Annotated in this window: 22 protein-coding genes; 3 read left to right on the forward strand and 19 right to left on the reverse strand. The window is 63.3% G+C overall.

Going from position 1 to position 25,299, the window contains the following annotated elements:
- Positions 1-20: 20 nt before the first annotated feature.
- Positions 21-542, forward strand: coding sequence for a cytochrome b/b6 domain-containing protein (locus NCR39_RS13565; protein ID WP_250452786.1), 522 nt, complete (start codon positions 21-23; stop codon positions 540-542).
- A 103-nt stretch (positions 543-645) separates the two neighbouring features.
- On the opposite strand, the gene NCR39_RS13570 is transcribed toward NCR39_RS13565, so the two are convergent.
- Positions 646-1,794: a branched-chain amino acid ABC transporter substrate-binding protein gene (locus NCR39_RS13570; protein WP_250452632.1), complete on the reverse strand. Its 1,149-nt coding sequence runs from the start codon at positions 1,792-1,794 to the stop codon at positions 646-648.
- 97 nt (positions 1,795-1,891) lie between these two features.
- The gene (gene putA, locus NCR39_RS13575; protein ID WP_250452633.1) at positions 1,892-5,821 is read right to left on the reverse strand and encodes a trifunctional transcriptional regulator/proline dehydrogenase/L-glutamate gamma-semialdehyde dehydrogenase; all 3,930 of its coding nucleotides are present in this window, start codon (positions 5,819-5,821) and stop codon (positions 1,892-1,894) included.
- Between the two features lie 297 nt (positions 5,822-6,118).
- On the opposite strand from putA, the gene NCR39_RS13580 reads away from it, so the two are divergent.
- A complete protein-coding gene (locus tag NCR39_RS13580; RefSeq protein ID WP_250452634.1) occupies positions 6,119-6,274 on the forward strand; it encodes a hypothetical protein in 156 nt (51 codons plus the stop codon).
- Between the two features lie 6 nt (positions 6,275-6,280).
- On the opposite strand, the gene NCR39_RS13585 is transcribed toward NCR39_RS13580, so the two are convergent.
- Together NCR39_RS13585 and hemE are read right to left on the reverse strand one after the other, a co-directional pair.
- Positions 6,281-8,515 carry a primosomal protein N' gene (locus NCR39_RS13585; protein WP_250452635.1) on the reverse strand — a complete coding sequence of 745 codons (2,235 nt, stop codon included), beginning with the start codon at positions 8,513-8,515 and terminating at the stop codon, positions 6,281-6,283.
- A gap of 417 nt (positions 8,516-8,932) precedes the next feature.
- The gene (gene hemE / locus NCR39_RS13590; RefSeq protein ID WP_350029672.1) at positions 8,933-10,018 is read right to left on the reverse strand and encodes a uroporphyrinogen decarboxylase; all 1,086 of its coding nucleotides are present in this window, start codon (positions 10,016-10,018) and stop codon (positions 8,933-8,935) included.
- Between the two features lie 180 nt (positions 10,019-10,198).
- Here hemE and NCR39_RS13595 point away from each other — a divergent pair, with 180 nt between their 5' ends.
- Complete coding sequence (locus tag NCR39_RS13595; protein ID WP_250452637.1) at positions 10,199-11,032, forward strand: transporter substrate-binding domain-containing protein; 834 nt, start codon at positions 10,199-10,201, stop codon at positions 11,030-11,032.
- A gap of 4 nt (positions 11,033-11,036) precedes the next feature.
- Here the strand turns inward: NCR39_RS13595 and NCR39_RS13600 are convergent, their stop codons facing one another.
- From NCR39_RS13600 to NCR39_RS13670, 15 genes are all read right to left on the reverse strand, one after another.
- Positions 11,037-11,984, reverse strand: a complete 948-nt coding sequence (locus NCR39_RS13600; RefSeq protein ID WP_250452638.1) for an alpha/beta hydrolase — start codon at positions 11,982-11,984, stop codon at positions 11,037-11,039.
- Between the two features lie 100 nt (positions 11,985-12,084).
- On the reverse strand, positions 12,085-12,348 hold the full coding sequence (locus NCR39_RS13605) for a hypothetical protein (protein WP_250452639.1): 264 nt from the start codon (positions 12,346-12,348) through the stop codon (positions 12,085-12,087).
- Between the two features lie 238 nt (positions 12,349-12,586).
- Positions 12,587-14,317, reverse strand: coding sequence for an AMP-binding protein (locus NCR39_RS13610; RefSeq protein ID WP_250452640.1), 1,731 nt, complete (start codon positions 14,315-14,317; stop codon positions 12,587-12,589).
- Positions 14,318-14,554: 237 nt separating this feature from the next.
- Positions 14,555-14,980: a F0F1 ATP synthase subunit epsilon gene (locus NCR39_RS13615; protein WP_008352481.1), complete on the reverse strand. Its 426-nt coding sequence runs from the start codon at positions 14,978-14,980 to the stop codon at positions 14,555-14,557.
- Between the two features lie 75 nt (positions 14,981-15,055).
- Positions 15,056-16,450 carry a F0F1 ATP synthase subunit beta gene (atpD, locus tag NCR39_RS13620; RefSeq protein ID WP_040052834.1) on the reverse strand — a complete coding sequence of 465 codons (1,395 nt, stop codon included), beginning with the start codon at positions 16,448-16,450 and terminating at the stop codon, positions 15,056-15,058.
- 38 nt (positions 16,451-16,488) lie between these two features.
- The gene (atpG, locus tag NCR39_RS13625; RefSeq protein ID WP_250452641.1) at positions 16,489-17,373 is read right to left on the reverse strand and encodes a F0F1 ATP synthase subunit gamma; all 885 of its coding nucleotides are present in this window, start codon (positions 17,371-17,373) and stop codon (positions 16,489-16,491) included.
- 70 nt (positions 17,374-17,443) lie between these two features.
- The gene (gene atpA / locus NCR39_RS13630) at positions 17,444-18,985 is read right to left on the reverse strand and encodes a F0F1 ATP synthase subunit alpha (protein WP_040052832.1); all 1,542 of its coding nucleotides are present in this window, start codon (positions 18,983-18,985) and stop codon (positions 17,444-17,446) included.
- Between the two features lie 57 nt (positions 18,986-19,042).
- Positions 19,043-19,585, reverse strand: a complete 543-nt coding sequence (locus tag NCR39_RS13635) for a F0F1 ATP synthase subunit delta (RefSeq protein WP_250452642.1) — start codon at positions 19,583-19,585, stop codon at positions 19,043-19,045.
- A 2-nt stretch (positions 19,586-19,587) separates the two neighbouring features.
- Positions 19,588-20,058: a F0F1 ATP synthase subunit B gene (locus NCR39_RS13640; protein ID WP_250452643.1), complete on the reverse strand. Its 471-nt coding sequence runs from the start codon at positions 20,056-20,058 to the stop codon at positions 19,588-19,590.
- 133 nt (positions 20,059-20,191) lie between these two features.
- Positions 20,192-20,461: a F0F1 ATP synthase subunit C gene (gene atpE, locus NCR39_RS13645; RefSeq protein ID WP_007180033.1), complete on the reverse strand. Its 270-nt coding sequence runs from the start codon at positions 20,459-20,461 to the stop codon at positions 20,192-20,194.
- 89 nt (positions 20,462-20,550) lie between these two features.
- The gene (atpB, locus tag NCR39_RS13650) at positions 20,551-21,402 is read right to left on the reverse strand and encodes a F0F1 ATP synthase subunit A (RefSeq protein WP_250452644.1); all 852 of its coding nucleotides are present in this window, start codon (positions 21,400-21,402) and stop codon (positions 20,551-20,553) included.
- A gap of 183 nt (positions 21,403-21,585) precedes the next feature.
- Complete coding sequence (locus NCR39_RS13655) at positions 21,586-22,092, reverse strand: ATP synthase subunit I (RefSeq protein ID WP_250452645.1); 507 nt, start codon at positions 22,090-22,092, stop codon at positions 21,586-21,588.
- Positions 22,093-22,385: 293 nt separating this feature from the next.
- Positions 22,386-23,483: an SLC13 family permease gene (locus NCR39_RS13660; protein ID WP_250452787.1), complete on the reverse strand. Its 1,098-nt coding sequence runs from the start codon at positions 23,481-23,483 to the stop codon at positions 22,386-22,388.
- Positions 23,484-23,535: 52 nt separating this feature from the next.
- Complete coding sequence (locus tag NCR39_RS13665) at positions 23,536-24,441, reverse strand: ParB/RepB/Spo0J family partition protein (RefSeq protein ID WP_250452646.1); 906 nt, start codon at positions 24,439-24,441, stop codon at positions 23,536-23,538.
- Positions 24,438-25,253 (reverse strand): ParA family protein, encoded by an 816-nt coding sequence (locus tag NCR39_RS13670; protein ID WP_250452647.1) that lies wholly within the window; start codon positions 25,251-25,253, stop codon positions 24,438-24,440. The genes NCR39_RS13665 and NCR39_RS13670 overlap by 4 nt, the downstream gene beginning before the upstream one ends.
- Positions 25,254-25,299: the final 46 nt, after the last annotated feature.

Here is a 25,299-nt window from a genome sequence, read left to right on the forward strand (position 1 = left end):
GCGCGCCGTCTCTCATGCCGATGCGCGTAAAAGTGTGGGACATCTGGGTCCGGCTCACGCACTGGACGGTGGCGGGCATCGTCGTGTGGAATCTGTTCGGACCGACCGATGCCACGCATCGGCTATTGGGATACGTCGCGGCGGGACTGGTGATGGCGCGCATCGTGTGGGGCTTCGTCGGCTCGGCGAATGCGCGCTTCTCCGCCTGGTGGCCCACGCCCGCGCGACTGCGGCACTATGTGCGCTCGCTCGCGGCGGGAAGGCCTGCGCATCATCGGTCGCACAATCCGCTTGGCGGCCTGATGGCGCTCTTTCTGTGGTTCCTGATTCTCGCGCTCGGCGTGTCGGGATGGCTCATGCGGCTCGATGCCTTCTGGGGCGAAGACTGGCCGCAGGAGATTCATACGTGGCTTTCGCTGATCATCGAGATTTGCGTTTGCGTGCACGTCGCGGCGGCGGTGCTCATGACGATGTGGACACGCGAAGGCCTCATTCGCGCGATGGTGACGGGGTATAAGCGAGGCGGGAAGGCGTCGGATTGAGTGGTTTGTCGGCAAAAAACAAAACGGCCCGGCCGCTTTCGCGAACCGGGCCGTTCCGATCAAGCCTCGAAGCCTCGAAGCCTCGAAGCCTGAAGCGTGACGCTTACTTGCCGCCCACGCTTTGCAGCGTCGTCCACTTGCCGCCGACAACCTTGTACAGCGTGATGCCGCCGTTCTTCAGATCGCCCTTCGCGTCGTACGACAGATGCTTCGCCGTCACGCCCTGCATGTCGGTCTTCGCGAGCACCGGCAGGTACTTCGCCGGATCCGTCGAGTTCGCGGCCTTCATCGCGTCGAACATGGCCATTGCGCCGTCGTAAGCGTACGGCGAGTACGTCTGCACGTCTTCGTTGAAGCGCTTCTTGTACTTCGCTTCGTATGCCGCGCCGCCCGGCATTTCGTTCATCGGCAGACCGGCCAGCGATGCCACCGTGCCGTCAGCCGCGTCGCCCGCGATCTTCAGGAACGTGTCGGTCTTCACCATTTCGCCCGCCATCAGCGGTGCGCGGAAGCCGAGCGTCTTCATCTGCTTGACCATCGGGCCGGCTTGCGAATCGGCGCCGCCGTAGTACACGAGGTCCGGATTCGTCGACTTGATCTTGGTCAGAATCGCCTTGAAGTCGACAGCCTTGTCGTTCGTGAATTCGCGATCGACGATGGTGCCGCCCGCGGCCTTCGCCGCCTTCTCGAACTGGTCGGCGAGACCCTGGCCGTATGCCGTGCGGTCATCGACGATAGCGATCTTCTTGACCTTCAGCGTCTTCACCGCGAACTCGCCCGCGACCGAACCCTGCTGCGTGTCGGACGTCATCATGCGGAACGTGGTCTTGAAACCTTGCGTCGTGTATTCCGGCGCGGTCGCCATCGCGATCTGCGGAATGCCCGCGTTCGCGTAGATGCGCGATGCCGGAATGGTCGTGCCCGAGTTGAAGTGGCCGAGCATGCCCTTGATGCCGTCATCCACCAGCTTCTGCGCGACGGTCGTGCCCGTGCGCGGGTCGGCCTGGTCGTCCGCCGAATCCAGCACGATGCGAACCGGCTTGCCGCCGATCACCGGCTTCGTCGCGTTGAAATCTTCGACCGCGAGCGTGATGCCGTTCTGGAAGTCCTTGCCGTAGTGCGCTTGCGCGCCGGTCATCGGGCCGGCGAAACCGACCTTCACGTCCTCGGCTTGCTGGGCAAACGCGGTCCCCGTCAGCGACAGGCCGGCGAGCGTGAGGGCTGCCGCCAGCTTGTTCATCGTGTACTTCATAGCTTCTCCTAGTACCAGTGTGGATGGCAGCTTCTGCCGGGATCGCCGTGCCGGCTGCCGTTTGTTTGAATTTGTTGAACCGAGCGCCGCGAACGTCTCAACCGATCGTCATCAAATTCGCATTGCCGCCCGCCGCCGCCGTGTTCACGCTCACCGAGCGTTCCGTCAGCAGACGTTCGAGCGCGTAGTCTTCGCCGTCGTGGCCAGCGTCGGCGAAGGCCCCCGCCGCGACGCCCTGCACCGATACGATCGGCCCGGGGCGCTTGGCGATTTCCTTCACGAGCGACAGCAGTTCGTCGCTGTCGCCTTCGAACAGCACGGCATCGAAGCCGGCTGCGGGATCCTTCTTCACCGCTGCATGCGCCTTCAGCGACGCCGGCAGCGACGCGGCCAATTGCTCGCCCGCCGATCCCGCGAAGAGCGCCTTGTTGCCCGTCGCCAGCACGGCGGCGAACTGCGCGCGCGCCCCGCTTTCCGTCGATGCCACGCACAGCACCGTGCCGCGCGCGCTCAGCGTGTACGTGTTGCGCTCGCCGGTCGGGCCGGCCAGCACGGCGGTCGCGCCCGCCAGCACGTGCTGCAGATAACCGTCGCAACGCGCGGCGGTCTGCGGATCGCGCTCGCCGATGGCCCAGTCGCGCAAGGCGGCAAGCGCGGCGGCGGGCGTATCGGCGGATGCGGTTTCATCGACGACGAGCGTGCTCGCAAGCGACTTCGGCAAGCCGGTCGGGCGCTTGGCGAGCAGACGCTGCAAGTACAGTGCGCCACCCGCCTTCGGACCCGTGCCGGACAAACCTTCGCCGCCGAACGGCTGCACGCCGACCACCGCGCCGATCACATTGCGGTTCACGTAGATGTTGCCCACGTGCGCGCGCGAGATCACATGCGCGATGGTTTCGTCGATTCGCGTGTGGATGCCGAGCGTCAGTCCGTAACCCGTCGTGCGAATTTGGTCGAGGAGTTTATCAAGAGACGCGCGGCGATAACGCACCACGTGCAGCACCGGCCCGAAGACTTCGCGCTTCAACTCGTCGATGCTGTCCAGTTCGATGAGCGTCGGCGGCACGAACGTGCCTTGCGCGCAGCCTTCCGGCAGCGGCAGTTGCACGACCTTGCGACCCTTCTCGCGCATCGATGCGATGTGCGCGTCGATGCTGCGCTTCGCGTCGATATCGATGACCGGGCCGACATCCGCCGACAGCCGGTCCGGATTGCCCACGGCGAGCTGCTTCATCGCGCCGGTCAGCATTTCGAGCGTGCGGTCCGCGACGTCGTCCTGCAGGCAAAGCACGCGCAGCGCCGAGCAGCGCTGGCCGGCGGAATCGAACGACGACTGCATCACGTCCGCGACGACCTGCTCCGCGAGCGCCGACGAATCGACGATCATCGCGTTCTGGCCGCCGGTTTCGGCGATCAGCGGAATCGGGCGGCCTTCGGGATCGAGGCGCTCGGACAGCGTCTTGTTGATGAGGCGCGCCACTTCCGTCGAGCCGGTGAACATGACGGCGCGCGTGCGCGAATCCGCGACGAGCGCCGCGCCGACGGTCTCGCCATCGCCCGGCAGCAGTTGCACCGCGCCCGCCGGCACGCCGGCCTCGCGCAGAATCCGCACGGCTTGCGCGGCGATCAGCGGCGTCTGTTCCGCGGGCTTCGCGAGCACCGGATTGCCGGCCGCGAGCGCTGCCGCGACCTGACCCATGAAAATCGCGAGCGGGAAATTCCACGGGCTGATGCAGACCACCGGCCCGAGCGGACGATGCGTGTCGTTGGAAAACTCCGCGCGAATCTGCGACGCGTAGTAGCGCAGGAAATCGACGGCTTCGCGAATCTCGGCGATCGCGTTCGGCAGCGACTTGCCCGCCTCGCGGATGATGAGGCCCATCAGCGTGTGCATTTGCGCTTCGAGCAGATCGGCGGCGCGCGCGAGGCAGTCGGCGCGATCTTCGACGGGCGTCGCCTGCCAGATGGGCGCGGCGGCCACCGCGTTCGCGAGCGCGGCGCTCACCTGTTCCGACGACGCTTCGATCACCGCGCCGACCACATCGCGATGATCCGCCGGATTGCGGATGTCGCGCGCGACACCGTGGACGGCCGTGCCGCCTTCGAGCATCGGCGCGGCTTGCCACGGATGATTGCCGCTCGCCAAGAGCGCCGACGACAGCGACGCCAACCGATGCTCGTTCGACAGATCGAGGCCCATCGAATTGAGGCGCTCGTTGCCGTAGAGTTGGCGCGGCAGCGGAATCTTCGCGTGCGGCGCGCCGAGCGGCGTGATCTTCTGCGCTTCGTCGATCGGATCCTGCACGAGATCCTTCACCGGAATCGATTCATCCGCGATGCGGTTCACGAACGACGTGTTCGCGCCGTTTTCGAGCAGACGCCGCACGAGATACGCGAGCAGCGTTTCGTGCGTGCCGACGGGCGCATACACGCGGCACGGACGGTTCAGCTTGTCGCGGCCGGTGACTTCTTCGTAAAGCGGCTCGCCCATGCCGTGCAGGCACTGGAATTCGTACTGGCCGGGATAGTAGTTCTGCCCCGCGAGGTGATAGATGGCCGAAAGCGTGAACGCGTTGTGCGTCGCGAATTGCGGATACACGGCGTCAGGAGCCGCGAGCAGCTTCTTCGCGCACGCGAGATACGAGATGTCCGTGTAGATCTTGCGCGTGTAGACGGGATAACCTTCGAGGCCGTCGACTTGCGCGCGCTTGATTTCGGTGTCCCAGTACGCGCCCTTCACGAGACGAATCATCAAACGATGACGGCTGCGTCGCGCCAGATCGATCAGATAGTCGATCACGAACGGGCAGCGCTTCTGATATCCCTGCACCACGAAACCGATGCCGTTCCAGCCCGCGAGTTCGGAATCGAAGCACAGCGCTTCGAGCAGATCGAGCGAGAGTTCGAGGCGATCCGCTTCTTCGGCGTCGATGTTCAGGCCGATGTCATAGCGGCGCGCGAGTTGCGCCAGCGCACGCACGCGCGGCAGCAGTTCGGTCATCGTGCGCTCTTGCTGCGAGCGCGAATAACGCGGATGCAGCGCCGAGAGCTTGATCGAGATGCCCGGGCCTTCGTAGATGCCGCGCCCGCCCGCCGCCTTGCCGATGGCGTGAATCGCCTGCTCGTAGGACGCGTAGTAGCGCTGCGCGTCTTCCTCGGTCGTCGCCGCCTCGCCGAGCATGTCGTAGGAGTAGCGGAAACCGCGCGCTTCGAACTTGCGGCTGTTCGCGAGCGCTTCGGAAATCGTCTCACCGGTGACGAACTGCTCGCCCATCAGGCGCATCGCCATGTCGACGCCCTTGCGGATCAGCGGTTCGCCGCCCTTGCCGATCATGCGCGTCAGCGCCGACGACAAGCCCGCTTCGCTATTCGTCGTCACGAGCTTGCCGGTGATCATCAGGCCCCACGTCGCCGCGTTCACGAACAGCGACGGCGCCTGGCCCATGTGCGAGCGCCAGTCGCCCTTGCTGATCTTGTCGCGGATGAGCGCGTCGCGGGTCGCGCGGTCGGGAATGCGCAGAAGCGCTTCGGCGAGGCACATCAGCGCGACGCCTTCCTGACTCGACAGCGAGAACTCGTGGATCAGCCCTTCGACGCCGCCGCCCGTGCTCTTCGCGCGCAACGCTTCGACGAGCTTCGTCGCGAGCTTTTCGGTGTCGGCGGCGACGGTGGTCGGCAGCCGCGCCTGGCCGATCAGGAACGGCACGCACTCCGGCTCCGGCCGGCGATACGCCGCCGTGATCGCCGCGCGCAGCACCGATTGCGGCTGCACGTTCTGCGCGAAATCGAGAAAGGGATGCGGCGCGCCGTCTTCGTCGCTGTCGACGGAAGCGGCGTCGCTCAGATCGGATGCGCCGTTCACGCCCGACAGTTCCGGCGGAAGCTGGCCATGCTCGATGCGTTCGAGATAGGCGAAGATCGCCTGCTTGATGAGCCAGTGCGGGGTGCGTTCCAGCCGCGTGGCGGCGTCTTTCAGCCGGGACCGCAGCAAATCGTCGACTTTCACGCCAAGGGTTGTGCTCGCCATAATTCCTTCGTTTGCCGGTCGTGCCCACCCGGCCAGAGACCAAAAAGTTGGCGAATCGTACCCCGCTGATTTAAAAGGTGCAACCGATGTTTCCGAGATGGTTGCACCCCGTTCAAACCGTTGTGCCACAAGGCTTTGCGCCATTCGCCCGCTGGCTGGCGGATGGCGGAAATTGCCTAGTAGTTTCCCTAACTCAAGTTTTTTGGGACAAAGCCCTAAGTAAATGCGGCTCCGGAGCCGATATAAAGGCGACGCCCGCCAACGACGCGGCTTGGGGCTTACGGGGAGAAGAGGAGCATGAGTACTTGGATGTGGGTTGTCGGCGCCTGGATCATTTTCGCGATCTGCGTCGTGCTGTTCGTGCGCGGGGCGTCGGCGCGCACGGATGCGGTCGATGAATCGCGCCAGGAAACGGCGCCCGCGCAGGGCGAGCGCTCGGGCGCGAAGGTCTGAACGCGCTCAGACGTCGAGCGGATCGACTTCCACGTTCCAGCGCAACACGCCCTTGAGCGAGCGCAGGACCGGTTGCCACGCGCGCAACGCGGACTGCAGCGCGGCCCGCGATCCGCTTTCCAGCAGCAATTGCGCGCGATGCACGTTGAACACTTTCACGATGGTGAGCGGCACCGGATCGTAGACCGTCACGCGATCCGCGCCCGGCAAGGGCGCAAACACCGCCGCCGCTTCTTCGAGAAACGCGATGGCCGCCTCCAGCGTGCGACCTTCGGCGCGCAGCATCGCCTGATAGACGAACGGCGGCAGGCGCGCGTCGCGGCGCTCGGCGAGCGTCGCGTTGGCGAATCCGACGTAGTCCTGCCGCGATAACGCCAGATACAGCGCGTGACGCGGATAACGCGTCTGAATTAGCACTTCTCCCGGCAGACCGGCGCGGCCCGCGCGGCCGCTGACCTGCGTGAGCTGCGCGAAAAGCCGCTCGCTCGCGCGGAAGTCGTGCGAAAAGAGCGCGGTGTCGGCGTTCAGCACGCCGACGAGCGTCACGCGGCGAAAGTCGTGTCCCTTCGCGATCATCTGCGTGCCGACGAGAATATCGACTTCGCCCGCGTGGACATCGGAGAAAAGCGCCTCGGCGCTGCCCTTGCGGCGCGTGCTGTCGGCGTCGATACGCAACACGCGCGCGCCCGGCACCACGCTCGCGAGCGTCTCCTCGACGCGCTGCGTGCCGCGTCCCATCGGCGCGATATCGATGTTTCCGCACTCCGGGCACGACTTCGGAATACGCGATTCCCAGCCGCAATGGTGGCAGCGCAGCGCGCGCTCGGGCTTGTGCAGCACGGCGTAGGCGCTGCAGCGCGGGCAGCCCGCGACCCAGCCGCACGCTTCGCAGGAAAGGATCGGCGCGTAGCCACGGCGATTCAGGAACACGAGACTTTGCTCGCCGCGTTCGAGCCGCGATTTCAGCGCGGCGATCAGCGGCCCCGACAGCCCTTCCACCGATGCGCGGCCACGCTGCCGTGCCTCTTCCAGATCGACGAGCCGCACGGCTGGCAGCGCGGCGTCGGCCACGGCGCGGCGCGTGAGCGTCAGGCGCGTGTAGCGGCCCTGCTCGGCCTGCCACCAGGTTTCGAGCGATGGCGTCGCGGACCCGAGCACCACCGGAATATCCAGTTGCTTCGCGCGATACACGGCCAGATCGCGCGCCGAATAGCGCAAACCTTCCTGCTGCTTGTACGCGGGATCGTGTTCCTCATCGACGACGATCATCGCGAGCTTCGGCAGCGACGCGAGGATCGCGAGCCGCGTTCCCAGCACGATCCGCGCGCTTCCCATATGCGCCGCGAGCCAGTTCCGCGCGCGTTCGCCTTCCGCGAGTCCGCTGTGCATCGTGACGATGGAACCCGCCGCGAGCGCCGCGAATCGCGCGCGAAACGCCGCTTCGAACTGCGGCGTCAGGTTGATTTCCGGCACGAGCACGAGCGCCTGGGCATCCGGCTGCGCGGACAGCATTTCCGCGAGCGCGTGAAGATAAACCTCGGTCTTGCCGCTGCCCGTCACGCCGTGCAGCAGGAACGGCGCAAAACCTTGCGCGCCGGCGATGGCCGTCACCGCGTCGCGTTGTTCGTCGGTCAGTCGGGGAAGCTGCGCGGCGCCGGTCGGCGATCGATGCTGCGGCGGCGTCTCAGGCGCGGCCCGCTCGATCCATCCGCGCGCGAGCCAGTCGTCGAAGATCGCGGCGGCTTTCGGATGCAGCGCGCGGGCATCGGACAAGCCGAGCGACTTTTCCGCCGCGAGCGCATCCGCCAGCCGACGCAGCGCGGTCGCGCGCGCGGGCAACGCATCGTGGATTTCGGCGCGTCCGGACGGCAGCAGGCTGAAGCGCTCCTCCACCGCGAGCAGGCGTTCCCAGCGCGAGGCATCGCGCAACGCCTGCGGCAGCGCGGGCAACGCCACTTCGCCGAGTCCGCGCTGATAGTAGTCCGCCGCGAAACTCGCCAGCGCGATCCATTGCGCCGAAAGCGGCGGGCAATCGAGGCAGATCTTGCTGACGTCGCGCAGCTTGTTCGCCGGAACATCCGTCGCCGATAGCACTTCGCAAATCAGCCCGACCACCTCGCGTCGTCCGAACGGCACGAGCACGAGCTTGCCGGCGATGGGATCGGCAGCGAGCGAATAGCGGTAGTCGAACAGCACGGGCATCGGCTGATCGATGGCAACGCGCACGAAAACGTCGGTCATCGTCCGGCGCGGGCGAAAAAGCTCGCCGTGAAACGTGCACACGGTGCGACAGGCCGTCGCGTAGCGAAGTTAAAGTGAAACATCACAATCGGCCGTAAGTAGCCGATTATTTTTAGATTTCCCGCGCTTTCCACAGGGCTGTGGATAACTTTGTTGAGAAGTCCGCGCGGCGCGGCCCGAAGGAATGTCACGAATCGCTTATGTGCGTTTGCCCACATTCCGGACAAGACTCGCTAAAGTTGTTAGAAATCAGATACTTGCGACGAGAATAGAGCGACTTTATTGGCCGCGTGCGTCCATATGTCTGATGGCGCGACGCAACGAACAAAATGTGCATAAGTCGATCTTGACATCTCGGCGCGCCGCAAAGGACGGGCGATGCGGCCGACGCTGCACCGCAGCATCATTTCGCCTTCATTACGCCGCGCGCATTTTACGGCTGTGCCGGTGAACTTCGTCGACGAGTTCGGCGACGTGATCGGGCGGCGTGAATTGCGAAATGCCGTGGCCCAGATTGAAGACGTGGCCCGGAAAATTCCCGAAGCTCTCGAGAACACCGCGCGCTTCGGCGCGAATCGTCTCAGGCGGCGCGAACAGCACGGCCGGGTCGATGTTGCCCTGAAGCGCCACGCGGTCGCCTACACGCTCGCGCGCGACGCCGAGATTCACCGTCCAGTCGAGGCCGACCGCATCTACGCCGGTCGCGGCGATCTCGTCGAGCCACAGCCCGCCGCCCTTCGTGAACGTGATGACCGGCACGCGTGCGCCGTCGTGCTCGCGCTTCAAGCCGGCGACCACCTTCGCGATGTAGTCGAGCGAAAAGCGCTGATACGCGCCGTCGGCAAGCGCCCCGCCCCATGTGTCGAAGATCATCAAGGCTTGCGCGCCCGCTTCGATCTGCGCGTTCAGATACGCGGTCACGGCTTGCGCGTTGACGTCCAGAATGCGATGCATCAGGTCCGGCCGGGCATAAGCCATCGACTTCACCGTGCGATGGTCGTCCGAGCCGCCGCCTTCCACCATGTAGCAGGCAAGCGTCCACGGACTGCCGGAAAAGCCGATCAGCGGCACTTTCTGGCGGCCCTGCGCGTCGGTGAGCGCGCGGCGGATCTGGCTCACGGCGTCGGTGACATAGCGCAGCGTCGCGTCGATGTCCGGCACGGCCAGGCGCTTCACGTCGTCTTCGGTGCGGACGGTGCGCTCGAAGCGCGGACCTTCGCCCTGCACGAAGTTCAGGCCGAGGCCCATCGCGTCGGGAACGGTCAGGATGTCGGAGAACAGAATGGCGGCGTCGAGCGGAAAGCGTTCGAGCGGCTGCAGCGTCACTTCCGTCGCGAAATCCGGATTCTTCGCCAGCCCGAGGAAACTGCCGGCGCGCGCGCGCGTGGCGTTGTATTCGGGCAGATAGCGGCCCGCCTGGCGCATGAGCCAGATCGGCGTGTAGTCGGTCGGCTGGCGCAGCAGCGCACGCAGGAAAGTGTCGTTGAGAAGAGTCTGTGCCACGTCGCTCGGTGCTGAAGCCAGAAGAGAATCGTCCATTCTACCGGACCGGCTGCCCGTTTTCGTGGCAGCGCGGCGGCAAATCCGCGCGGCGCGCCTATTTTCGAGACGATGTTCAGACGCCCGCGTGCTCGCTATCATCGATGGCCGCCTCATCGCCATTACAACAACTCAGGAGCATCGATGAAACGCACGTCCTTCTGTCTCGCCGCGTGTGCCTTTGCGTGGTCGCTTTCAACGTCGGGCGTCGCGCACGCCCAGACGGTTCAGGCCGGCAGCGTCGCGCAAGCCGCGCCCGCGCCGGCCGCGCCGACCGCATCCCGGCTCGACGACATCCTCGCGCGTCACACGCTGCGCGTCTGCACCACCGGCGACTACAAGCCGTACACGTTCCTGCGGCCGGACGGGCAGTTCGAAGGCATCGATATCGATCTCGCGGACAACCTCGCCAAATCGCTCGGGGCGAAGGCCGAGTACGTGAAAACGTCGTGGTCGAATTTGATGAACGACTTCATCGCGAAATGCGATATCGCGGTGGGCGGCGTCTCGACCACGCTCGATCGCCAGAAGCGCGCGTTCTTCACGGCGCCGTACATGGAAGACGGCAAGACGCCGATCGTGCGTTGCGCCGACGTCGACAAATACCAGACCGTCGCGGCGATCGATCAGCCGGGCGTGCGCACGATCGTCAATCCCGGCGGGACCAACGAACGCTTCGCGAAGCAGTTCTTCCCGCACTCGCAGTTGATCGAGTATCCGGACAACGTGACGATCTTCAAGCAGATCCTCGACGGCCAAGCCGATGTCATGGTCACCGATGCGTCCGAAACGCTGCTCCAGCAGAAACTGAATCCCGGCCTGTGCTCGGTGCATCCCGACAAGCCGTTCCAGTTCGGCGAGAAGGCTTATTTGCTGCCGCGCGGGGATATCGCGTGGCAGCAGTATGTCGATCAATGGCTGCACCTCGCGCGATCGACCGGCGAGTTTCAGGCGGTCGTCGACAAGTGGCTCAAGTAAGCGCTCATCGCTCGGCGCGCAGCAACTCGCCTGCGCGTTCGCCGATCGTCCGGAACCAGCCGAGCGCCGCGTCCGATTGCGTGTGCAGCCGCGCGAAGCCATGCGTCATGTCGTTGGCATCGATCATTTCGACGCGGCCGCCGTTCGTTTCGAGGAAGCGCTGAAGCTCGAAGGCGTCGTCGTACAGCGGATCGTAGGCCGCCGCGACGATCAGCGCCCGCGCCGGCGTGCGCTCGAACGGCTCGGCGAGCGGGAAGGCGCGCACGTCGTGATCGCCGGGCGCGACGCCGGACAGGAATTGCGTCCAGTACCACTTCATTTCGTCGTTCGTGAGACCCGGCCCGTTCGCGTTGGCGATGCAGCTCGCGCTCTCGAATTGCCGGCGCATCACCGGATAAAGCAGCAGTTGCAGGCCGACGAGTCCCGCCACGCGCTCGTTCGCGCCGCGCGCCGCGACGACGGCCAGATGCGCGCCCGCACTGTCGCCGCCGACGCCCAGACGGTCGGTTGCGAACCCCATCCGCGAGCGATGCTCCGCGAACCAGATCAGCGCGTCGAGGGCGTCATCGCAGGGCGCGGGAAACGGATGCTCGGGCGCGAGGCGATAATCGACGCTCGCCACCGCGCATTGCGCGTCGCGCGCGAGGCGGGCAACGAGCGCGTCGTGCGTATCGAGATCGCCGACCACCCAGCCGCCGCCGTGGAAATACACGAGCAACGGCAGCGGGCCGGACGTCGCCTTCGGCTTGTAAATGCGCGCGGCAAGCGTCCGCGCCTGTAAAGCAATCTCAATCTCCTCGACGGTCACAGCGTCGTCACGCGCGCGCGCGTAGGCTTGCGCTACGTCCTTGAACCGCTGGCGTATCGCGGGCGCATCGGCGTCCGGTCCGAGCGGCGGGAACGCTTCCGCGACCTCCCGGTAATAGCGGAGCAAGGCTGCGTCGATGGTCATGCAAGTCTCCAAGATTGGTTTTTGATGAGAGAAACGAGCGTAATCTCTGCGTGAAATCGATTTTCATCCGTCCGCACGTGCTATTTCTCGTACGAATCGCTTAAAGGCCGCTGACCCAAAAAATCGCATTTTGCCGATAATCGCCGACAACAGAATAAATGCCCTGAATAAAAGACAACATTTGAACGACAAATGCAGAATTTGCGCGAGAATGTTTAATCACATTTCCCCATATGCGAGTTACAACCTGAAACACTTTGTTACGGCGATCCGGATTCAATTCGCCCACAATCTGTTCAAACGGTTTCAACACGGATGGGTTCGGGCGCGCAGTGCAAATGCCGCGTGTCTCGATGGTCGGCACAGTTCGAAGCTCTTTTCAGGGGCATCCGTGTTGGGATCGTTCTTCGATGTGGTATCGAAGTCTCCCACAGTTGGTCTCCTCGCGCTAACCCCGTAGCGTGTGGTTTTTAGCGGGCTCCAGGCCCGCTTTTTTTTCGCTTGAACAAACGTTTGCGCCTCGTGTGCCCAACGGGTGTTCCTTGACAGAAGGGAGCGCAACGCGCTCCCTTTGTCTTTTCCGGCGCGCTACAGCGGCGCGTTCACGCGGTTTTGGCTTCGGCAAGTTTCAGTTCGTCGATCATGCGCGCGCGCATCACGAACTTCTGCGCCTTGCCGGTCACGGTCATCGGCAATTCGTCGACAAAACGGATATAGCGCGGAATCTTGTAATGCGCGATCTGCCCTTGGCAAAACGCGCGGATATCGTCCTCGCTTGCCTGTTCGCCGGGCCGCACCACGATCCACGCGCAGACTTCCTCGCCGTACTTTTCGTCGGGCACGCCGAACACTTGCACCGATTGGATCTTCGGATGCCGAAACAGGAATTCTTCAATTTCACGCGGATAAACATTCTCGCCGCCGCGAATGACCATGTCCTTTAGCCGGCCGACGATATTGCAGTAGCCATCCGCGTCGAGCGTGGCGAGGTCGCCGGTGTGCATCCATCCGTCGATAATCACTTCGCGCGTCCTGGCGTCGTCGCCCCAATAGCCCTTCATCACCGAATAGCCGCGCGTGCAGAGTTCGCCCGTCTCGCCGACCGGCACGATCTCGCCGAGCGGATCGACGATCTTCACTTCGAGATGCGGCTGAATGCGGCCGACGGTCGTCGTGCGCTTGTCGAGCGGGTCCGTCGTCGAACTCTGGAACGACACGGGGCTCGTCTCCGTCATGCCGTACGCGATCGTGATTTCCGCCAGATGCATCGTGGAAACGACGCGTTTCATCGTTTCGATCGGACACGGCGAGCCCGCCATGATGCCGGTGCGCAATCGGCTGAGATCGTATTTCGCGAAGTCGGGGTGATCGAGCTCGGCGATGAACATCGTCGGCACGCCGTGCAGCGCGGTGCATTTTTCCTCGTGGACGGCGGCGAGTGTCGCGACGGGATCGAACGCTTCGCCGGGGAAGATCATCGCGGCGCCGGTCGAGACGCACGCGAGCACCGCCAGCACCATGCCGAAGCAGTGATACAGCGGCACCGGGATGCACAGCGAGTCTTGTTCGGTGAGGCGCATCGCCATCGCGATGTATCGCGCGTTGTTGACGATATTGCGATGCGTGAGCGTCGCGCCCTTCGGATTGCCCGTCGTGCCACTCGTGAACTGGATGTTGATCGCGTCGTCGGGGGACAGCTTCGCTTCCAGCGCGTCGAGCCGCGCCGTGTCGAGGGCAGCGCGGCCCTGGCGCATCACGTCATCGAAATTCAGCATGCCGGGCGTGGCGGTGTCGCCCATGCGGATCACCGTGCGAAGTTCGGGCAGCCGCGCTGCGTGCAGCGCGTTCGGCTCGGCATCGGCGAGTTCGGGCGCGAGCGTCTGAAGCATCTCCAGATACTTCGACGTCTTGAACTGTTCCGCCGCGACGATCGCCTTGCAACCGACCTTGTTCAGCGCGTACTCGAGTTCCGCCAGCCGATACGCCGGATTGATGTTGACGAGGATCGCGCCCATGCGCGCGGTCGCGAACTGCGTCAGCAGCCATTCCACGCGATTCGGCGACCAGATACCGACGCGATCACCCGCTTCGATTCCGAGTTCCAGCAGTCCGCTCGCGAGCACATCGACTTGATCGGCGAACTCGCGCCACGTCCAGCGGATGCCCTGCTCGCGGAACACGACGGCCGGCCGGTCCGGAAATCGGCCGACGGTGTCGAGCAGGAAGCGCGGCACGGTGGCGTCGCTCAAGGGAATATCGGTCGCGCCGCGGACATAGGAAAGCCCGTCGCGTGGTTCGATCTGCGCGCCGGCCTGCGTCGGTTCAGTTGCCATCGATGGTCTCCGCCGAATGTAGGCTCATTGGAAGGCCATTGTGCACGCCGGTCGAACGTGCGGGCATTGAGTGTTACCCGCAGCGGATTTCGGAAACCGCTTTGAATCAAGCGCTTGAGCGATCAGCGGCGCTTCGCATGTTCGATATGCAGTTTTGCAGGCAAAGCCGCGCGCATAAAAAAAGCAGCCCGAAGGCTGCTTTCTTCAACTGCTTACGAAGCGTGTTGCTAGCGCTGCTTAATGCTTCGCGTGCGCCTTGCGCAGACGCTGAATTGCTGCGAGCTGAGCGGTCGCATACGCGAGTTCGGCTTGCGCCGTGGCGTATTCGAGCTCCGAGGTGTTGTTTTGAATCGCTTCCTCGGCGCGCTTCTTCGCCTGCTCGGCCTTCGCTTCGTCGAGATCGGCGCCGCGGATGGCGGTATCGGCGAGCACGGTCACGATGCCCGGCTGAATTTCGAGAATTCCGCCAGCCACGAACACGAACTCTTCCGTGCCGTCTTCCGCCTCGATGCGCACCGCGCCCGGACGAATACGCGTGATGAGCGGCGTGTGGCCCGGCAGAATGCCCAGCTCACCCGCTTCGCCCGGCAGCGCGACGAACTTCGCCTGGCCCGAGAAGATTTGCTCTTCCGCGCTGACGACGTCTACCTTGATGGTTGCCATATGTGTCGACTCCAAGTTGAGTGTAGTTCGCGGACGTCAGCCGTCAGACCGACGCCCTCAGAGACACACTCGCCTTTACTGGATCTTCTTGGCCTTTTCGAAGGCTTCGTCGATCGTGCCGACCATGTAGAACGCCTGCTCCGGCAGATGATCGCATTCACCTTCGACGATCATCTTGAAGCCGCGGATGGTTTCCTTCAGCGGCACGTACTTGCCCGGCGAACCCGTGAACACTTCAGCAACGTGGAACGGCTGCGACAGGAAACGCTGGATCTTACGAGCGCGCGCGACCGACAGCTTGTCTTCCGGCGACAGTTCGTCCATGCCCAGAATCGCGATAATGTCGCGCAGTTCCTTGTAGCGCTGCAGCGTTTGCTGAACGCCGCGCGTGATCGAGTAGTGCTCTTCGCCGATCACGTTCGGGTCGATCTGACGCGAGGTCGAATCGAGCGGGTCCACTGCCGGATAAATACCGAGCGATGCGATGTCACGCGACAACACGACGGTTGCGTCCAGGTGGCCGAAGGTCGTAGCCGGCGACGGGTCGGTCAAGTCGTCCGCAGGGACGTACACGGCCTGCACGGACGTGATCGAGCCGGTCTTCGTCGACGTGATGCGCTCTTGCAGCTTGCCCATTTCTTCAGCCAGCGTCGGCTGATAGCCCACTGCCGAAGGCATACGGCCGAGCAGAGCGGACACTTCCGTACCCGCCAGCGTGAAACGATAGATGTTGTCGACGAAGAACAGCACGTCGAGGCCTTCGTCACGGAAGTGCTCGGCCATCGTCAGACCGGTCAGCGCAACGCGCAGACGGTTGCCCGGCGGCTCGTTCATCTGGCCGTACACCAGCGCGACCTTGTCCAGAACGTTCGAGTCCTTCATTTCGTGATAGAAGTCGTTCCCTTCACGGGTACGCTCACCTACACCCGCGAACACGGAGTAACCGCCGTGTTCCTTCGCGATGTTGTTGATGAGTTCCATCATGTTCACGGTCTTGCCCACGCCTGCACCGCCGAACAGACCGACCTTGCCGCCCTTGGCGAACGGGCAGATCAGGTCGATAACCTTGATGCCGGTTTCGAGCAGTTCCGTCGACGGCGACAGTTCGTCGAACGAAGGCGCGTGCTGGTGGATCGAGCGCGTGGTTTCCGACGTGATCGGACCGGCTTCGTCGATCGGACGGCCGAGCACGTCCATGATGCGGCCGAGCGTCGGCTTGCCGACCGGCACGCTGATGGGCTTGCCCGTGTTCTTGACCATGGTGCCGCGGCGCAGACCGTCGGAGGCACCCAGACAGATGGTGCGCACCACGCCGTCGCCCAGCTGCTGCTGGACTTCGAGCGTCAGTTCGGTGCCTTCCAGAATGAGCGCGTCGTAAATCTTCGGCATTTGCGCACGCGGGAATTCCACGTCGATAACGGCGCCGATGCACTGTACGATCTTGCCTTCTACCAAAGCAGTGGTACTCATCGCATTTCCTTTAGATACTGTGTTCTTTCACGCGGCCGTCAGACCGCTGCGGCGCCGCCGACGATTTCCGACAATTCTTTCGTAATCGCGGCCTGGCGGCTCTTGTTGTAGACGAGCTGCAGTTCGTTGATCACGGTCTTCGCGTTGTCGGACGCGGCTTTCATCGCGACCATGCGCGCCGATTGCTCCGACGCCATGTTTTCCGCGACCGCCTGATACACGAGCGCTTCCACGTAGCGCACGAGCAAATCGTCCACCACCGTCTGAGCGTCCGGCTCGTAGATGTAGTCCCACGACGTCTTCGGCGTCTCGCCGTCCGCGCCCTTCTGTTGCAGGTCATCGACCGACAGCGGCAGCAACTGCTCGATCACCGCTTCCTGCTTCATCGTGTTGACGAAGCGCGTGTACGCGAGGTACACCGCGTTGATCTTGCCTTCCGAATACAGGTCGAGCTGCACCTTGATCGCGCCGATCAGCTTTTCCAGATGCGGCGTGTCGCCCAGTTGCGTGACTTGCGACACGACCTTGGCGCGCAACCGGTTCAGGAAGCCGAGCCCCTTGCCGCCGATCGCCGACGCTTCAACGGACACGCCCGACTGGTCGAGTTCCTTGATCTTGCTCAGCGACGCACGCAGGATGTTCGTGTTCATGCCGCCGCACAGACCCTTGTCGGTCGTGACGAGGATCAGGCCGGCCGTCTTCGCGCCGTCGTTCTTCACCATGAACGGGTGACGATACTCGGGGTTCGCTGCGCTCATGTGCGCGGCGATTGCGCGGACCTTGTCGGCATACGGACGGGCGGAACGCATGCGCTCCTGGGCGCGGCGCATCTTCGATGCGGCGACCATTTCCATCGCTTTCGTGATCTTGCGCGTGTTTTGCACGCTCTTGATCTTGCCGCGAATTTCCTTCATTCCAGCCATTGCTTACTCCTTGATCGAAGCCGCGCGGCGTTCATTCGATGATGCGCCGCGCGTGGCTCCTCTGTCCCGATCAATAAGCGCCCGACTTCTTGAAGTCCTTCAGCGCGGCATGCAGTGCGCCTTCGTCGTCCTTCGACAAGTCTTTGTTGTCTTCGATGCGCTTGATCAAATCGGCATGGCTCGTCTTCAGGTATTCGCGCATGCCCTTTTCGAACGGCAGCACCTGCGCAACTTCCAGATCGTCGAGATAGCCGTTGTTGGCCGCGAACAGCGCCACCGACAGCTCCCACACCTGCAGCGGCTGATACTGCGGCTGCTTCAGCAGTTCCGTCACGCGGCGGCCGCGCTCCAGCTGCTTGCGGGTGGCTTCGTCGAGGTCCGACGCGAACTGCGCGAACGCCGCCAGTTCACGATACTGCGCGAGGTCGGTACGGATACCGCCCGACAGCTTCTTCACGACCTTGGTCTGAGCCGCACCACCGACGCGCGACACCGACACGCCCGCGTTGATCGCAGGGCGGATACCGGCGTTGAACAGGTCGGTTTCGAGGAAGATCTGGCCGTCGGTAATCGAGATCACGTTCGTCGGAACGAAGGCGGTCACGTCGCCGGCTTGCGTTTCAATGACGGGCAGTGCCGTCAGCGAGCCGCTCTTGCCCTTCACTTCGCCGTTGGTGAACTTCTCGACGTACTCTTCCGAGACGCGAGCAGCACGTTCCAAAAGACGCGAGTGCAGGTAGAACACGTCGCCCGGATACGCTTCGCGGCCCGGCGGACGGCGCAGCAGCAGCGAAATCTGACGATACGCCCATGCTTGCTTGGTCAAGTCGTCATAGACGATCAGCGCGTCCTGGCCGCGATCGCGGAAGTATTCGCCCATCGTGCAGCCGGCGTACGGCGCGAGGTATTGCATCGCGGCCGATTCCGAAGCCGACGCCGCCACGACGATGGTGTAAGCCATCGCGCCGGTTTCTTCGAGCTTGCGCACCACGTTCATGATCGACGAAGCCTTCTGGCCGATCGCGACGTAGATACAGATGAGGTCCTTGCCCTTCTGGTTGATGATCGCGTCGACAGCCACGGCGCTCTTGCCGCACTGACGGTCGCCGATGATCAGCTCGCGCTGGCCGCGGCCGATCGGCACCATGGCGTCGATCGACTTGAGACCCGTCTGCACCGGCTGCGACACCGACTTACGCCAGATCACGCCCGGGGCGATCTTTTCGATCGCGTCGGTCATCTTCGCGTTGACCGGACCCTTGCCGTCGATCGGGTTGCCGAGTGCATCGACCACGCGGCCGATCAGTTCCGGGCCGACCGGCACTTCGAGAATGCGGCCCGTCGTCTTGACGATGTCGCCTTCCGTGATGTGCTCGTACTCACCGAGAATAACGGCGCCGACCGAGTCGCGCTCGAGGTTCAGCGCGAGGCCGAACGTGTTGCCCGGGAATTCGAGCATTTCGCCCTGCATCACGTCCGACAGGCCGTGGATACGCACGATACCGTCGGTCACGGAGATCACGGTGCCCTGGTTGCGAACGTCCGCGCTCGCTTCAAGGCCCTGGATCCGGCTCTTGATCAGCTCGCTGATCTCAGAGGGATTGAGTTGCATTATTCGCTCCTGATAGTCAATTCTGTTGCGTGCCAGCTAAGGCGCTTCCTGGAAGCGTCAGGCGGTCAGAGCCGTCTGCATGCTGGCGAGGCGCGCGCGGACCGAGGTATCGAGCACTTCGTCGCCAACCGTCACGCGAACGCCGCCGATCAGCGACTGATCGATTTCGACGATCGGCTTCAGCTTGCGCTCGAACTTGCGTTCGAGGCTTGCGACCAAGTCGTTCAACTGTGCGCCTTCGAGGGGGAACGCGCTGACGATATGCGCGTCGGCCGCACCTTCACGGGCGTTCTTCAGCTCGTCGAACTGGACGGCGATTTCCGGCAGCAGCGGCAGACGATGATTCTCCACCAGCATGCGCACGAAGTTCTTAGCCTGAGCATTGCCTTGGGCGAGCGGCGACTTCACCGCGGCGAGCAGCAAATCGGAGATCTGCTCGCGGCTCACCTTCGGGCTCGAGGCGACCGATTCCACTTCGGGCAGACGCGCAACCTGTGCCAGCTCCTCGACGAAGGTGGACCAGCCCGCGAGATCGCCGGTTTCGGCCACGCGGAACAGCGCTTCTGCGTAAGGACGAGCGATGGTTGCAAGTTCGGCCATGATCAGAGCTCGGTTTTGAGTTGATTCAGCAGATCGGCGTGAGCCTTCTGATCGACTTCGCGCTTCAGAATTTGCTCGGCGCCCTTCACGGCCAGCGCGGCGACTTCGGCGCGCAGTGCTTCGCGTGCCTTGACGACCTGCTGGTCGGCGTCCGCCTTGGCTTGCGCCACGATACGCGCGGCTTCAGCGTGAGCGTTGGCCTTGATTTCTTCGGCGACGGCGGCAGCGCGCTTTTCGGCATCAGCAATACGCTGCTGGCCGTCGTTGCGTGCCTGGGCGAGTTCCTGGTCGACGCGCTTGTGCGCTGCTTCGAGTTCCGCCTTGCCCTTGTCGGCGGCGGCGAGGCCGTCGGCGATCTTCTTCGAGCGCTCGTCGAGGGCGTTGATCAACGGCGGCCACACGAACTTCATCGTGAACCACGCGAGGATCAGAAACACGACCATTTGCGCAAACAGGGTTGCGTTGAGATTCACGGTGTTTCCTTAAACGTTGCTTGATCGGAGGTGAAACGGTTAAAAGGCGCTCATCGGCTTGTTGAGCTCGATCAGCGCCTCACCCGTTCCGTTCAGGCGTCTTTAAAAGTCAGACGCACAGTTCCGAGGAACCTCAGCCTGCGAGCTTCGAGAGCAGCGGGTTCGCAAACGCAAACAGCATTGCCACACCAACGCCGATCAGGAACGCCGCGTCGATCAGACCAGCCAGCAGGAACATCTTGGTCTGCAGCGGGTTCATCAGTTCCGGCTGGCGGGCGCATGCTTCAATGTACTTGCCGCCCATCAGACCGATACCGATACAGGCGCCGATTGCACCCAGGCCGATGATGATGCCGATACCGATGGCGGTCAGACCCTGGATGTTGGCGATGAAAGCTTGCATGATCACTCCTTTGATTAAAGACTTTGGAACTGGATTTATAGAAAACGAAAACCTAAAACCTGAACGATTCCGGAACGTGCCGCAACGCGTCAGTGTGAGTCATGCGCCTGGCCGATATAAACCAGCGTCAGCATCATGAAAATGAACGCCTGCAACAGCACGATCAGAATGTGGAAGATCGCCCAAACCGTGCCCGCGACCACATGGCCGATGAAGCCGAGCAACGAAGCGTCCGCACCGAACGTCCACATGCTGCCCAGAAGGGCGATCAGGAGGAACAGCAGTTCGCCGGCGTACATGTTGCCGAAAAGCCGCATGCCGAGCGAAACCGTCTTGGCGACGAACTCGATGATGTTCAGCGCGAGATTCGGAATCCACAAGAGCGGATGCGCGCCGAACGGAGCGGACAGCAGTTCATGCACGAAGCCGCCGGCGCCCTTGATTTTGAAGTTGTAGTAGATCATCAGCACGAACACGCCGAGCGCGATGCCGATGGTGCCGTTGAGATCGGCCGTAGGCACGATGCGATGATGCGGCAGCACTTCCGACAGACCCAGCCAGCCGATGACGCGGCCCGGAAGATCAACGGGAATGAAGTCGAGCGAGTTCATCAGGGCGACCCAGACGAACACGGTCAGTGCGAGCGGAGCGATGAAGCGGCGGCTGCCGTGAATCATCGACTTCGACTGGTCTTCGACCATTTCGACCAGCATCTCGATGGCGCACTGGAACCGCCCGGGAACACCGGAGGTTGCCTTGCGTGCGGCAAGACCGAGAATGATGATGGTCAAGAGACCGCACACGATCGACCAGAACAGCGTGTCGAGATTCCAGACGTGAATGTCGAAAATCGACGTCTGCGTGTGCGTGGAAAGATTCTGCAAGTGGTGCGCAATGTACTCGGACGGGTCCAGAGCGTGCGTTCCTTCGCTAGCTGCCATATCGTTAAAGCCACCCAAATTGTCAAAAATCTTTCGACGCCTGCCGCATCCGAGCCGCCGCTTCGCGTCGCGGCTCCGGGGCGGGAGGCCCGTGTGCGGAACGTGTTCCGCACATGTTCAATCTAGTTGCCGCGCAGCCGTCCCGCACTTACCTGGGAGGTCATCGCGGCCAAACACGCCGGGTTATCGCAGGGCCATTGCAATCCAGTACGTCTTCAAAGCCACGATGTACGTGACGAGCAGCGGCAGCCACAACGCGCTCTTGTACCAGAATGCAACCGCGACGAACATAGCAATCGTCGCTCCCATCTTGATTGCTTCGCCGACCATCCAGCTCATGATCGTCTCCGCGCCGGTCTTCGCTCGCAGACGCGCCGCGAACAGCGCGGCAGGCAGCCAGCAGATCGCTCCTCCCAGAAAGGCGGACAGCGCAGCATCGCCCGGCGGCTTATAGAACAGCCACCACAGGAGCGTCGCACCCAGGGACAAAACCATTTGCGCCGCCACGATCCTAAACGGCGTGACACGCGATGGACGACTCACTTCGGGGCCGAACAGCTTCTCTGCCTGATCCCGTGTGAGCGGAACGATATTGTTATCTTGCGCTTCGGCATCCCACGAGTCGTCAGAGGGGCGCGGCTGATTTCCGGATGTGTTGGTATCGCCGGTTGAGCGAGCGCTGACTTGCATGTTTCGTTCGCGCATTTCCGTCGCATTTGCTGAAGACTCGCGCGCCCGTTTTGCTCTCGCGCCGTCTTCCAGCCCTCAACCGAGAGTCCGGGGAATCACCCTGCGCTTTCGTCGCGCTTTCGAGGTGGCCTAGCTGATAAATCCGGGCGATTGTAAGCGATTGTTGTCACGGATTCAATAGTTTAGGTGTGTCAAAAGCCAAGCAAAGAGAGCTTGAAAATTGGTCTCAAAACCGAGATTTTTCTTGTGACTGCAAGCAGAATTTCAGATTGCTTCGTGGGTTGTTCGAGTCGTCAAACGAGCGCCCATCCGATCAGGGCCGCGGCGATCCAGAACGGGATCGAGACCGCGTGGAATCGCATCCACATGTTCTTTTCGCCTGACAAACGGACCGCGATGAGATTCGCGAGCGAGCCGATCGCGACGCCGAAACCGCCGACGCTCACGCCGAACGCCAGCGCGCGCCAGTCCTTCGAGAACTCGGCGAGCACGATCGCGGCGGGAACGTTGCTGATGCCTTGCGACAGAACCGCGCCGGCGGCGAACGCACGCACGGGCGAGCCGACGCCGAGATGTGCGATCGCATCATGAACCGATGGCAACGCGGCCGCGCTGCGCAGCACGATGAACATCAGCACGAAGATCAGCAGCAAAAGCCAGTCGATGCTGAATACGATCTTGCGCCGCCACAATAGAAAGCCGATCGCGACGGCGGCCAGCCCCGGCCCCGCATGATGCGCGTCCGCGAGCGCCACGAAGCCGGCGAACGCGACCGCGCTCACGGCGCACAGCACGCGATCCACGGGATGCGCTTCGACATCGCCCGAAAGGTCGAGCGGCGCGTTGCGAAACATCGCGAAGGTGACGACGGCGAGCAAGGCCATCAACGCGGCGCAGAGCGGCAAAAGCGCCCACACGAACGCGCCGAACGACACGCCGCTCGTCTGCCATAGGAAAAGATTCTGAGGATTCCCAAGCGGTGTGAGAATCGATCCCGCGTTGACGGACAGCGCGATCACGATCACGAGCCGCTTCATCGGCAACGGCGCGAGCTTGTGCAACGACAACGTGAGCGGCACGACGGCGAAAAGCGCGACATCGTTCGTCAATACCGTCGAAAGCGCTGCCGCCAGCGCGACGAGAAAGAGCGCAAGGCCGCGCACGCCGTGAATGTGATGCACGAGCCGATGCGCCGCCCACATCAGGAATCCTGAATATTCGATGGCCTTCGTCAAAATCAGCAAGCCCGCGAGCGTCAGTACCGTCTGCCAGTCGACGAGACCCGGCAGCGATATCCACGGGCGCGGGCGCACGATCTGCAAGAGCACCAGCGCCGCAACGAGGATGGCGAGAACCGGTTCCTTACAGACGATTCTCCAGACGCGCGTCAACCAGTCGGGCCGTACGCCCTTCGCGTTGAATTCGGACAAAGCCGGGGCTGGCTCAGACTGCGGTCGTCGGCGCTTCGACGTTGCTGCCGCGCAGCTTCGTCAGGATGCCTTCGAGCGCGTCGAGGTTGCCGAAGTCGATCGTCACCTTCCCGCGCCCTCTTCCGCCGAGCTTGATCTTGACGCTGGCCGCGAGCAAATCCGAAAGCTCTTCTTCGAGGCGTCGCGTGTCGCGGCCGCCGTCGTTGGCCGCACGCGCTTTCGTCGCGGGCGTTTGCTTCAGCGTCGCGGCGACCAGGCGTTCCGTTTCACGCACCGACAAACGGCGATTCACGACATGGTTGGCAAGCTGGATTTGCGTGGCGGCATCGACGGCGAGCAGCGCGCGCGCGTGGCCCATGTCGAGATCGCCGGCGAGCAACATCGTCTGAACGGGCGATGCGAGGTTCAGCAAACGCAGCAGGTTCGACACCGCGCTCCGCGAACGGCCGACCGCTTCGGCGGCTTGCTCGTGCGTGAACGTGAACTCGTCGAGCAGACGCTGGATGCCCTGCGCCTCTTCCAGCGGATTCAGGTCCTCGCGCTGGATGTTCTCGATGAGCGCCATCGCGGCGGCGGCCTGATCGGGCACGTTCTTGACGAGCACCGGCACTTCGTCCAGGCCGGCCAGACGCGCGGCGCGGAAACGCCGCTCGCCCGCGATGATTTCATACCGCTGATCGCCGATCGAGCGCACGAGAATCGGCTGCATCAGGCCTTGCGCGCGGATGCTCGCCGCCAGCTCCTGCAGCGCGCCTTCGTCCATGCGCGTGCGGGGCTGATACTTGCCTGCTTGCAGCTTGTCGAGCGGCAAGACATTGGGCGTGCCCTCGCCGCGCACGGCTTCGGTGATATCCACGCTGCCGCCGAGCAATGCGTCCAGACCGCGGCCAAGCCCCTTCTTCTTCATCACAGCGCTCATTTCGATTCCTCCGTCGGCGATTCCTGCCGCATCGAATGGGGTTGCAGCGCGCGCACGCGCTCGATCATTTCCGTGCCGAACTGGATGTACGCCTGCGCGCCGCGCGACGACTTGTCGAACACGACGCCCGGCAGCCCGTAGCTCGGCGCCTCGGCGAGACGCACGTTGCGCGGGATCACGACATCGAAAACCTTGTCGCCGAAATGCGCCTTCAGTTGGTCGGACACCTGCTGCTGCAGCGTGATCCGCGGATCGAACATCACCCGCAACAAGCCGATGACCTTCAGATCGCGGTTGAGGTTCGCGTGAATCTGTTTGATTGTGTTGACGAGGTCCGACAGCCCTTCCAGCGCAAAGTATTCGCACTGCATCGGAATGACGACGCCGTGCGCCGCGCACAACGCGTTCAGCGTGAGCAATGACAGCGCGGGCGGGCAATCGATCAGAACGAAATCATAGTCATCCGCTATATCGGCGATGGCGTCGCGGAGAATCCGCTCGCGATTTTCCATGCCGACAAGCTCGACTTCAGCGCCCGCCAGTTCGCGATTTGCGGGCAGCACGTCGTAACCGACTGCTTCCGGACGCACGCGCGCTTCGCGCAACGTCACGCCATCGACGAGCACTTCGTACACCGTGTTCTCGCACGCGGCCTTGTCGACGCCGCTGCCCATCGTCGCGTTGCCCTGCGGATCGAGGTCGATCAACAGCACGCGCTGCCCGAGCCCGGTGAGGCTCGCCGCGAGATTGACCGCGGTCGTCGTCTTTCCAACGCCGCCCTTCTGATTCGCGACGCAGAAGATTTTTGCCATCGTTTAGTGTCCTCGTTTCTTCGCTGTCAGAAGATCAGCATGGCTG

The sequence above is a fragment of the Caballeronia sp. ATUFL_M2_KS44 genome (assembly GCF_023630965.1).
Lineage (GTDB): Bacteria > Pseudomonadota > Gammaproteobacteria > Burkholderiales > Burkholderiaceae > Caballeronia > Caballeronia concitans.